Annotated in this window: 9 protein-coding genes and 1 pseudogene; 8 read left to right on the top strand and 2 right to left on the bottom strand. The window is 71.5% G+C overall.

Annotated elements, in window-relative coordinates:
• Positions 1 to 18 precede the first annotated feature (18 nt).
• Complete coding sequence (gene gcvT, locus AC2VNT_RS17480; RefSeq protein WP_486948054.1) at positions 19 to 1,113, bottom strand: glycine cleavage system aminomethyltransferase GcvT; 1,095 nt, start codon at positions 1,111 to 1,113, stop codon at positions 19 to 21.
• Positions 1,114 to 1,157: 44 nt separating this feature from the next.
• On the opposite strand from gcvT, the gene AC2VNT_RS17485 reads away from it, so the two are divergent.
• From AC2VNT_RS17485 to AC2VNT_RS17515, 7 genes and pseudogenes are all read left to right on the top strand, one after another.
• Positions 1,158 to 2,246, top strand: a complete 1,089-nt coding sequence (locus AC2VNT_RS17485) for an adenylate/guanylate cyclase domain-containing protein (RefSeq protein ID WP_486948055.1) — start codon at positions 1,158 to 1,160, stop codon at positions 2,244 to 2,246.
• An 11-nt stretch (positions 2,247 to 2,257) separates the two neighbouring features.
• On the top strand, positions 2,258 to 3,796 hold the full coding sequence (locus AC2VNT_RS17490) for a leucyl aminopeptidase (RefSeq protein ID WP_486948056.1): 1,539 nt from the start codon (positions 2,258 to 2,260) through the stop codon (positions 3,794 to 3,796).
• A gap of 72 nt (positions 3,797 to 3,868) precedes the next feature.
• A complete protein-coding gene (gene sucB / locus AC2VNT_RS17495) occupies positions 3,869 to 5,593 on the top strand; it encodes a 2-oxoglutarate dehydrogenase, E2 component, dihydrolipoamide succinyltransferase (RefSeq protein WP_486948057.1) in 1,725 nt (574 codons plus the stop codon).
• A 32-nt stretch (positions 5,594 to 5,625) separates the two neighbouring features.
• Positions 5,626 to 6,525 (top strand): annotated as a pseudogene (locus AC2VNT_RS17500) (TIGR01777 family oxidoreductase).
• 77 nt (positions 6,526 to 6,602) lie between these two features.
• On the top strand, positions 6,603 to 7,307 hold the full coding sequence (gene lipB / locus AC2VNT_RS17505; RefSeq protein WP_486948058.1) for a lipoyl(octanoyl) transferase LipB: 705 nt from the start codon (positions 6,603 to 6,605) through the stop codon (positions 7,305 to 7,307).
• Entirely contained in the window at positions 7,304 to 8,254 is a 951-nt protein-coding gene (gene lipA, locus AC2VNT_RS17510; RefSeq protein WP_486948059.1) for a lipoyl synthase, read from the top strand. Before lipB ends, lipA begins: the two co-directional genes overlap by 4 nt.
• 30 nt (positions 8,255 to 8,284) lie before the next feature.
• Positions 8,285 to 9,037 (top strand): DUF4191 domain-containing protein, encoded by a 753-nt coding sequence (locus AC2VNT_RS17515; protein ID WP_486948060.1) that lies wholly within the window; start codon positions 8,285 to 8,287, stop codon positions 9,035 to 9,037.
• A 24-nt stretch (positions 9,038 to 9,061) separates the two neighbouring features.
• Here AC2VNT_RS17515 and AC2VNT_RS17520 read toward each other — a convergent pair whose 3' ends face one another.
• Positions 9,062 to 9,502 carry an RDD family protein gene (locus tag AC2VNT_RS17520; RefSeq protein WP_486948062.1) on the bottom strand — a complete coding sequence of 147 codons (441 nt, stop codon included), beginning with the start codon at positions 9,500 to 9,502 and terminating at the stop codon, positions 9,062 to 9,064.
• Between the two features lie 168 nt (positions 9,503 to 9,670).
• Between AC2VNT_RS17520 and glnA the strand changes: the two genes are divergently transcribed.
• Positions 9,671 to 11,107, top strand: coding sequence for a type I glutamate--ammonia ligase (gene glnA / locus AC2VNT_RS17525; protein WP_486948061.1), 1,437 nt, complete (start codon positions 9,671 to 9,673; stop codon positions 11,105 to 11,107).
• The last annotated feature ends 76 nt before the right edge of the window (positions 11,108 to 11,183 follow it).

An 11,183-nucleotide genomic window follows, 5' to 3' on the forward strand; every position in this document is an offset into this window, starting at 1 on the left:
TGATTCTATATCCGGGCGCTACCGGGTTTTTGCTGCGACGAACGGCCGGTGCACCACCTCGAACTCGAATCCCCGGCCGCGCACGTCCACCGTCACCCGGGCACCGTCGTCGATCCCGGCGTCGGTGTCGATCAGTGCCAGCGCGATGCCGACCGTCAGCGTCGGCGAGAAGGTGCCGGACGTGGTCACCCCCACCCGACGGTCGCCGTCGAGCACCGACAGCTCCGGCCGCAGCACCCCGCGGCCGAGTGCGCGCAGCCCGCGCAGCAGCCGGCGCGGCCCGGCGGCCTTCTCGGCCAGCAGCGCGTCCCGGCCGAAGAACGCGTCCTTCTTCCAGCCGACCGCCCAGCCGCAGCGGGCCTGTACCGGGGAGATGCCCAGGGAGAGTTCGTGTCCGTGCAGCGGGTAGCCCATCTCGGTGCGCAGCGTGTCCCGCGCGCCCAGGCCAGCCGGCTGCCCACCCGCGTCGGTGACGGCCGCGACCAGCGCGTCGAACACCGGCCCGGCCGAGTCCCACGGCGGCAGCAGCTCGTAGCCGTGCTCGCCGGTGTAGCCGGAGCGGCAGACCCGCACCGGCACACCGTCGAACGCGGCGTCGATGTAGGCCATGTAGTCCATCTCGGTCGGCAGGCCCAGCGCGGTCAGCACGTCGGCCGAGCGCGGACCCTGCACCGCCAGCACCGCCCGGGACCGGTGTTCGTCGGTGATGGTCAGCCCGGTTGGCGCGGCGGCCCGCAGGGCGGCCACCACCGCGGCGGTGTTGGCGGCGTTGGGCACCAGGAACATCTCGTCGTCGGCGACGTAGTAGGCGATCAAGTCGTCGATCACGCCGCCGGATTCGGTGCAGCACAACGTGTATTGCGCCTTGCCCGGGCCGATCCGGGACAGGTCGTTGGTGAGCGACGAGTTGACGAACGCGGCCGCGCCGGGCCCGCGGACGGTCGTCTTGCCGAGGTGGCTGACGTCGAACAGGCCGACCGTCTCGCGGGTCGCGGTGTGCTCGGCGACGGTGCCGGCGTAGGAGACCGGCATCAGCCAGCCGCCGAACTCGGCGAATCCGGCACCGAGTTCGCGGTGCCGGTCGTCCAACGGTCCGTGCTGGATTTCGCTCACGCTGAACCACCCTAATCAAGGCGGCGGCTGGCAGACTTGGCAAGGTGGTCGACTTCGACGCACTGACGGCGGCGGGGATCGCCGGCGCCCGCGAACGGGCCGGGCTGATCGAGTACCTGGCCGGCCTCGGCTTCACCGCCGATGAGATGGTCGATGCCGAACGCCGCGGCCGGTTGTTCGGCCTCGCCGGCGACGCGGTGGGGCGCTCGGGCCCGCCGATCCATACCTTGCGGACCGCCGCCGACGCCCTGGGCGTGCCGGTCAGCGAGGTCGAACGCGCCTGGACGATGCTCGGCCTGAGCGTCGCCAGCCCGGATACGCCGGCGCTGAGTCAGGCCGACGTCGACGGGCTGGCCACCTGGGTGCAGATGCGGTCGTACCTCGGGGAGCCCGTCGACGGTTTCCTGCGGGTGCTCGGGGGGACGATGGCGCGGCTGGCCGAGGCCGAGTCGTCGATGATCCGGCAGACCCAACCCGACATGTGGCTGGGTCATACCCGAAACGAACTCACCACCGCCCGGGCCTGGCGATCGGTCGCGGCGTTCATCCCGCGGATCGGCGCGATGATCGACGCCGTGCACCGCCAGCACCAGGTCAGCCACCGGACGTTCCTGGAGGGGCTGGCCGGCGGGCCGTCGGCGAGCATCGTCTGCGGCGTCGGGTTCGCCGACCTGACCGGCTTCACCGCGCTGACCCGGGTGCTGACGTCGACGGAGCTGGCGAGCCTGCTCACCGACTTCGTCGGCACCGTCGCCGACGTGGTGCACGCCGACGGCGGGCGGGTGGTCAAGTTCATCGGCGACGCGGTGATGTGGGTCAGCGCCACCGCGGAGCTGCTGGCGCAGGCGGCGGCCGACCTGGTCGACCACCCGAAAGCCCGCAACGCCGGCCTGCAGGTTCGCGCCGGGCTGGCCTGCGGTGAGCTGCTGTCCATCAACGGCGACTACTTCGGCACCCCGGTCAACCTGGCCGCGCGGCTGGTGGACGCCGCCGGTCCCGGACAGATCCTGGCCGCGGCCGGCGTGGTCGACGAGTTGCGCGGCTGGTCATCGGTGGTCCAGGATCCGTTGACGCTCAAGGGCTTCGACGAACCGGTCACGGCGTACGCGCTGCACCGGACCGCCGGTCGCTAGGGTGATACCCCGTGAGCACCGAACCCGCTGTCGCCGTCACCAGTTCGCTACCTCGCCGCCCCGGCAAGGCGGTGTTGATCGTGCCGGTGGTCAGCGGGGGTGACGACGCCGGCGCCGCGGTGGCCGGCACGGTGCCGCTGCCGGCCGAGGCCGTCGCCGAGATCGAGGCCGGGCTGGCCGCGCTGGACGCCACCGGCGCTACCGACCAGGTGACCCGGCTGCCGGCGCCGTCGCTGCCGGTGGCCAGCGTGCTCGCGGTCGGTCTGGGCACCCCGCGCGACGAGTGGCCCGCCGAGGCGGTCCGCCGCGCCGCGGGCGTCGCGGCCCGTGCGCTGAACGGCACCGAGACGGTGATCAGCGCGCTGGCCGGGCTGCCCGGCGACGGCGTCGTGGCGGCCGGCGTGGAAGGCCTGCTGCTGGGCGGCTACCGGTTCACCGCGTTCCGCAGCGGCAAGACCGCCCCGAAGACACCCGCACTGAAAACCGTCACCGTGCTCTCGTCCGGCAAGGACGGCAAGGCCGTCAAGGCGCAGGCGGCCCACGCCGCGGACGTCGCGGCCGCGGTGACCGTCGCCCGCGATCTGGTCAACACCCCGCCGAGTCACCTGTTTCCAGCCGAATTCGCAGCACGGGCAAAGGCTTTGGGAGAAGGCGCGGGTCTCGACGTCGAGGTGCTCGACGAGAAGGCGTTACGCAAGGCCGGCTACGGCGGGGTGATCGGCGTCGGCCAGGGGTCGTCGCGGCCGCCACGGCTGGTGCGGCTGACCCATCGCGGCTCGCGACTCGCCACGAACAACCGGGGCGCCCGGAAGGCCAAGAAAGTGGCCCTGGTCGGCAAGGGGATCACCTTCGACACCGGCGGCATCTCGATCAAGCCGGCGCTCGGCATGCACCACATGACCTCGGACATGGGCGGCGCCGCGGCGGTGATCGCCACCGTGGTGCTGGCGGCGCGGCGCGGGCTGCCGATCGACGTGATCGCCACCGTGCCGATGGCCGAGAACATGCCGTCCGGGACGGCCCAGCGCCCCGGCGACGTGCTGACCCAGTACGGCGGCACCACGGTCGAGGTGCTCAACACCGACGCCGAGGGCCGGCTGATCCTGGCCGACGCGATCGTGCGGGCCGGCGAGGACAAGCCCGACTACCTGATCGAGACGTCGACGCTGACCGGCGCGCAGACGGTGGCGCTGGGCACCCGCACCCCCGGGGTGATGGGCTCAGACGAGTTCCGCGACCGGGTGGCGGCGATCTCCCAGGCGGTCGGCGAGAACGGCTGGGCGATGCCGCTGCCCGACGAGCTCATCGACGATCTGAAGTCGACGGTCGCCGATCTGGCCAACGTCAGCGGTCAGCGGTTCGCCGGAATGCTGGTCGCCGGGGTCTACCTGCGCGAGTTCGTCCCGGACGGGGTGGCCTGGGCGCATATCGACGTCGCCGGCCCGGCCTACAACACCGCGGGACCGTGGGGTTACACACCCAAGGGCGGCACCGGGGTGCCGACCCGGACCATGTTCGCGGTGCTGGAGGACATCGCAGAGAACGGGTAGCGCCACGCCGCGCAGCGGATGTGAATAGAGTGACATGTGGCGACCCACCGACCGATCGAGGAGTTAACAGCGATGGCGTTCTCAGTTCAGATGCCGGCACTGGGTGAGAGCGTCACCGAGGGGACCGTCACCCGCTGGCTGAAGCAGGAGGGCGACACCGTCGAGGTCGACGAGCCGCTGCTGGAGGTCTCCACCGACAAGGTGGACACCGAGATCCCGTCGCCGGTGACCGGGGTGCTGACCAAGATCCTCGCCCCCGAGGACGCGACCGTCGAGGTCGGTGGTGAGTTGGCGGTGATCGGTGAGGCGGGCGAGGCCGCCGCCCCCACCCCCGAGCCGGCCGCCACTCCCGAGCCGGTCGCCGCCCCCGAGCCGGTCGCACAGCCCGAGCCCGCCCCGGCGCCCGCGGCCGCACCCGCACCGGCCGCCGGCGTCTCCGAGGCCACCCCGGTGCTGATGCCCGAGCTCGGCGAGTCGGTCACCGAAGGCACGGTGACCCGCTGGCTGAAGAAAGTCGGCGACTCGGTGCAGGTCGACGAGCCGCTGGTCGAGGTCTCCACCGACAAGGTGGACACCGAGATCCCGTCGCCGGTGGCCGGCACCCTGGTGTCGATCACCGCCCCCGAGGACGCCACCGTCCAGGTCGGCGGGGAGCTGGCCAAGGTGGGCAGCGGGTCGGCGGCAGTGGCCGCGCCCGCCCCGACACCCGAACCGGCCCCGGAGCCCACACCGGCCCCGGTCGCCGAAGTTGTCGAAGCGCCGGTGGCAGCCGCACCCCCGCCTGCCGCACCGGCGGCAGCGCCGGCACCTGCCGCACCGCCGGCAGCGCCGGCACCTGCCGCGCAGCCAGCCGCCGCGGTGCCGGGCACCGGACAGACCACCCCCTACGTGACGCCGCTGGTCCGCAAGCTTGCCGCGGAGAACAACGTCGACCTCGGCCAGGTGACCGGCACCGGGGTGGGCGGACGGATCCGCAAGCAGGACGTGCTGGCCGCCGCCGCGAAGACGCAGCCGGCCGCCGCGCAACCGGCCGCGGGTCCGGTCCCGGCGGCCCCGGCCCCCGCGCTGGCGAACCTGCGCGGCACCACCGCCAAGGCCAGCCGGATCCGACAGATCACCGCGAAGAAGACCCGCGAGTCGCTGCAGGCCACCGCGCAGCTCACCCAGACCCACGAGGTCGACATGACCAAGATCGTGGCGCTGCGGACGCAGGCCAAGAACGCCTTCGCTGAACGGGAGGGCGTCAACCTGACCTACCTGCCGTTCATCGCCCGGGCGGTGATCGACGCGCTCAAGGCCCACCCCAACGTCAACGCCAGCTACGACGAGGGCACCGGCGAGATCACCTACTACGACGCCGAACACCTCGGCATCGCCGTCGACACCGATCAGGGGCTGCTCTCCCCGGTGATCCACAACGCCGGCGACCTGTCGCTGGCCGGCCTGGCCCGCGCCATCGCCGACATCGCGGCCCGGGCCCGCTCCGGCGACCTCAAACCCGACGAGCTGTCCGGCGGCACCTTCACCATCACCAACATCGGCAGCCAGGGCGCGTTGATGGACACGCCGATCCTGGTTCCGCCGCAGGCCGCGATGCTCGGCACCGGCGCCATCGTCAAACGCCCCCGGGTGATCATCGGCGAGGGCGGCAACGAGTCGATCGGGGTGCGCTCGGTCTGCTTCCTGCCGCTGACCTACGACCACCGGCTGATCGACGGAGCCGATGCCGGCCGGTTCCTGACCACGATCCGGAATCGCCTCGAGGAGGGCGCGTTCGAGGCCGACCTCGGGCTGTAGGGCTTTCGCACCGACCGCACGAAGGGGGCAGCGTGGCCGACGCCGTCGTCGCGATCGCCGGATCATCCGGCCTGATCGGCACGGCCCTGGTGTCGGCGCTGCGCTCGTCCGGCCACCGGGTGCTGCGGATCGTCCGCCGCTGACCGGTGAACGACGGTGAGCTGCACTGGGATCCCGAGCTCGGCGACCTCGACGTCGCCGCCCTGCACGGGGTCGACGCGGTGGTCAACCTGTGCGGGGTCAACCTGGGCCGGCGGCGCTGGTCGGGGGCGTTCAAGCAGAGCCTGCGGGACAGCCGCATCACCCCGACCGAGGTGCTCTCCGATGCGGTCGCCGAGGCCGGGGTGCCGGTTCTGGTCAACGCCAGCGCGGTCGGCTTCTACGGCGACACCGGTGCGCGCACGGTCGACGAGACCGGCCCGCCGGGCGCTGGTTTTCTGGCCCAGCTCGCCCAGGACTGGGAAGCGGCCACGGCGGCCGCCCAGCGGGCCGGTGCCCGGGTGGTGCTGGCCCGCACCGGTGTCGTGCTCTCCCCCGCCGGCGGGGCCTTGGGCCGGCTTCGGCCGCTGTTCGCCCTCGGCCTGGGCGCCCGACTCGGCAACGGCCGGCAGTACCTGTCCTGGATCAGCCTGGAAGACGAGGTGCGGGCCCTGCAGTCGGCGATCTCGCATGCCGGCCTCTCCGGTCCGGTGAACCTGGCCGGCCCGGCGCCGGTGACCAACGCCGAGTTCACCGCCGCGCTGGGCCGCGCGGTGCACCGACCCACCCCACTGGCCCTGCCCGGGTTCGCGCTCCGGGCCGCACTCGGTGAGTTCGCCGACGAGGGGCTGCTCACCGGCCAGCGGGCCATCCCCGCCGCGCTGGAGGCCGCCGGCTTCGACTTCCACCACCGGACCATCGGCGAGGCGCTGCGCTACGCCACCGCGCAGTAACGCCGTTCTTCGCCGAGCGTGAACATCCGCGCACGCTCGGCGGCCGAGCGGGCACGTCGGCCGGGTAGCCTGCGAGGGTGCCGTCCATCCGGTCCAGCACCGCCCCGATCGAGCTGCGCCAGCTGGGCAGCGTCGACTATCTCGCCGCGTGGCGGCTACAACGCGACCTGGCCGACGCCCGGGTGGCCGGCGGCCCGGACACCCTGCTGCTGCTGGAACACCCGTCGGTCTACACCGCCGGGCGGCGCACCGAGCCGTCCGAGCGGCCGGTGGCCGGCACGGTCGTCGACACCGACCGGGGCGGCAAGATCACCTGGCACGGGCCGGGTCAGCTGGTCGGGTATCCGATCATCGGGCTGGCCGAGCCGCTCGACGTGGTCAATTACGTGCGTCGCCTGGAGGAAGCACTGATCGCGGTCTGCGCCGAACTGGGCCTGGCCACCGGGCGCATCGACGGGCGATCCGGGGTGTGGGTGCCGGCCGGGGACGGTCGCCCGCCCCGCAAGGTCGCCGCGATCGGGGTGCGGGTGGCACGGGCCACCACCCTGCACGGCTTCGCGCTCAACTGTGACTGCGATCTCGGCGCGTTCGCCGCGATCGTGCCGTGCGGTATCGCCGACGCCGGGGTGACGTCACTCTCGGCCGAGCTGGGTCGCCGGGTCGCCGTCGCCGACGTGCGGTCCGCGGTCGCCGACGCGGTGGTCAACGCACTGGACGGGGTGCCTCCGGTCCGCGACCACCTCGTCGGGGATATCGGCACGGGCGTACCATCGGCACGGTGAGCGCCGTCCCGGAAGACCGCCGGCTACGCCGGCAGGAAGCACGCAACGCCGAGACGCCGATCGAGCGCAAACCGTCCTGGATCAAGACCCGCGCGAAGATGGGCCCCCACTACACCGAGCTCAAGGGCCTGGTCAAGCGCGAGAAGCTGCACACGGTCTGCGAGGAGGCCGGCTGCCCCAACATCTACGAGTGCTGGGAGGACCGGGAGGCCACCTTCCTGATCGGCGGCGAGGTGTGCACCCGGAACTGCTCGTTCTGCTTGATCAAGTCCGGTAAGCCCAGCGAGGTCGACCGCGACGAGCCGCGCCGGGTCGCCGAGAGCGTGCAGGCGATGGGGCTGCGGTACTCGACGGTGACCGGGGTGACCCGCGACGACCTCGACGACCAGGGCGCCTGGCTGTACGCCGAGACGGTGCGCGCCATCAAGCGGCTCAACCCGTCGACCGGCGTGGAGTTGCTGATCCCGGACTTCGACGGGAAGCCCGAGTTGCTGGGCGAGGTCTTCGAGACCCACCCGGAGGTGTTGGCGCACAACGTCGAAACGGTGCCGCGCATCTTCAAGATGATCCGCCCGGCGTTCAGCTACCCGCGCAGCCTCGACGTGCTCACCCAGGCCCGGGAGGCCGGGCTGGTCGCCAAGAGCAACCTCATCCTCGGGATGGGCGAGACCCCGGACGAGATCCGGGACGCGCTGACCGACCTGTACGACGCGGGCGCGGAGCTGGTGACCATCACCCAATACCTGCGGCCGTCCGAGCGGCACCACCCGATCGACCGGTGGGTCAAGCCCGAGGAGTTCGTCGAGCACGCCCGCTTCGCCGAACAGCTCGGCTTCGCCGGGGTGATGTCCGGGCCGCTGGTCCGCTCGTCGTACCGGGCCGGCCGGCTCTACAAGCAGGCGATGGAGCGCCGGGCCCGACGGCCGCGGACACCGTTGGCGCAATAGCGGACCGGCCGCTGGGTATCCTCGGTAACTATGGCCAGACCCCGCAACGCCGCCGAGAACAAGGCCGCCCGCGCCGAGGCGAAAGCCACCCGCAAGGCCGCCGCCCGGGACCGGCGCACCCAGCTGTGGCAGGCGTTTCAGATCCAGCGCAAGGAGGACCGCCGGCTGCTGCCGTACATGGCCGGCGCATTCCTGCTGATCGTGGGCGCAGCTGCGGCGATCAGTGTCCCGTCCGGCACGACCAGCATGGCGATGATCCTGCCGCTCGGGGTGGTGCTCGGCCTGCTGGTGGCGTTCATCATCTTCGGCCGCCGCGCCCAGAAGTCGGTCTACCGCAAGGCCGAGGGGCAGGCCGGTGCGGCCGCCTGGGCGCTGGACAACATGCGCGGCAAGTGGCGGGTCACCCCGACCGTGGCCGCCACCGGCCAGTTCGACGCGGTGCACCGGGTGATCGGCCGGCCGGGTGTCATCCTGGTCGGCGAGGGGGCTGCGGCCCGGGTCAAGTCACTGCTGGCCCAGGAGAAGAAACGCACCGCGCGGCTCATCGGTGACGTGCCGATCTACGACGTCGTGGTCGGCGGCGGCGACGGCGAGGTTCCGCTGTCGAAGCTGGAACGGTTCCTGACCAAGCTGCCGGCCAACATTCCGGTGAAGCAGATCGACTCGCTGGAGTCCCGGCTGGCCGCGCTCGGCTCGCGGACCGGGAAGGCGGCGATGCCCAAAGGCCCGCTGCCGGAGGGCGCGAAGCTGCGCGGCGTGCAGCGCACCGTGCGCCGGCGCTAGCCTGCGTAACCCGACGCCAACCCGTCAGCGCCGCACCACCGCGGTGCCGGTTGCCCGGTCTTGCAGACCCCGGCCGTCGGCGTCGGCGAAGAGCGGCGGCAGCACCAGCGCGATCAGGGTTCCGCGCGCCAGTGCCCGGCCGATCCCGACCTGAGCACGATAGTCGACCGAGGCCACTCGCAGCCGGCAGACGAACTGTCCGGGCGTGAAGCCGAACAGCCGCACCGCCGCGGCCCCGAGCAGCAGCCAGACCACCAGCACCACCGTCGGCAACGCCGCCTGGCCGACCAGACCGAACGCCAGTCCCAGCCCGGCCAGCCCGTAGGCCAGCAGCCAGTCGACGGCCAGCGCCGCGACCCGCTGACCGAACGCCGCCAGGGCCCCCGGTCCGGTCGGCGGCAGGCCCAGCGCCTCGCCCGGGTAACCGCTCCCCCGGCGAGGATCGGCCGACTCCGGGCCGGACAACCAGGACGAGAGTGTGCCTGCCACCCACTCACCATAGGCCCGCCGCAAAGCCCCCGGTCAGCCCCGCCGTCCGGTGATTGCGTAACGTCTGGGCAACACGTGGTTGATGTTCGGGCAATATCGCCTGCGTAGCGTTTGCCGCACCATCCAACAGAGGAGAATAATTCGGTGACCGACAAGACGCCCGACGACATCCTCAAGCTCGTCGCGGACGAGGACATCGAATACATCGACATCCGGTTCTGCGACCTGCCCGGCGTCCTGCAGCACTTCTCCATCCCGGCGTCGGCCCTCGACGCCAGCGTCTTCGAGGACGGGCTGGCCTTCGACGGGTCCTCGATCCGCGGTTTCCAATCCATCCACGAGTCCGACATGATGCTGCTGCCGGACCCCAACACCGCGCTCGTCGACCCGTTCCGGGCGGCCAAGACGCTGAACCTGAACTTCTTCGTGCACGACCCGTTCACCCGGGAGCCGTACTCGCGCGACCCGCGCAACGTCGCCCGCAAGGCGGAGAGCTACCTGACCAGCACCGGCATCGCCGACACCGCCTACTTCGGCGCCGAGGCCGAGTTCTACATCTTCGACTCGGTGGCGTTCGACTCACGGATGAACGGCGCGTTCTACGAGGTCGACTCGACCTCGGGCTGGTGGAACACCGGCGAGCCGACCGAGGCCGACGGCAGCCCCAACCGCGGCTACAAGGTTCCGCCCAAAGGCGGCTACTTCCCGGTGGCGCCGAACGACCACCACGTCGACCTGCGCGACACGATGACCACCAACCTGATCAACGCCGGCTTCATCCTGGAGCGCGGCCACCACGAGGTGGGCACCGGCGGGCAGGCCGAGATCAACTACAAGTTCAACACCCTGCTGCACGCCGCCGACGACCTGATGCTGTTCAAATACATCATCAAGAACACCGCGTGGCAGGCCGGCAAGACGGTGACGTTCATGCCCAAACCGCTGTTCGGCGACAACGGCTCCGGGATGCACGTGCACCAGTCGCTGTGGCAGGACGGCAGCCCGCTCTTCTACGACGAGGCCGGGTACGCCGGATTGTCGGACACCGCCCGGCACTACATCGGCGGGATCCTGCACCACGCGCCGTCGCTGCTGGCCTTCACCAACCCGACGATCAACTCCTACAAACGCTTGGTGCCGGGTTACGAGGCGCCGATCAACCTGGTGTACAGCCAGCGCAACCGGTCGGCCTGCGTGCGGATCCCGATCACCGGATCCAATCCGAAGGCCAAGCGGCTGGAGTTCCGCTGCCCGGACTCGTCGGGCAACCCGTATCTGGCGTTCGCGGCCATGCTGATGGCCGGCGTCGACGGCATCAAGAACAAGATCGAGCCGGCCGCCCCTGTTGATAAAGACCTCTACGAGCTGCCGCCCGAGGAGGCGGCCAACGTCCCGCAGGCGCCTACCCAGCTCGCCGACGTGATCGACAACCTCGAAGCCGACCACGAATACCTCACCGAGGGCGGCGTTTTCACCTCCGACCTGATCGAGACCTGGATCGGCTACAAGCGCACCAAGGAGATCGAGCCGGTCAACCTGCGCCCGCACCCGTACGAGTTCGCGCTGTACTACGACTGCTGAGCGGCGGTAGGCGTTTGACCTGCTAGGACGCTACGAGCCGGGCCGCTCATCCCGCATCCGTCCCGCACCAGCGTCC

The organism is Mycobacterium sp. TH-M15 (genome assembly GCF_057473705.1).

Excerpts from the sequence above, each read along its gene's own strand:
- sucB (WP_486948057.1), top strand. The coding sequence starts at position 3,869 with ATGGCGTTCTCAGTTCAGATGCCGGCACTGGGTGAGAGCGTCACCGAG.
- AC2VNT_RS17515 (WP_486948060.1), top strand. The coding sequence starts at position 8,285 with ATGGCCAGACCCCGCAACGCCGCCGAGAACAAGGCCGCCCGCGCCGAG.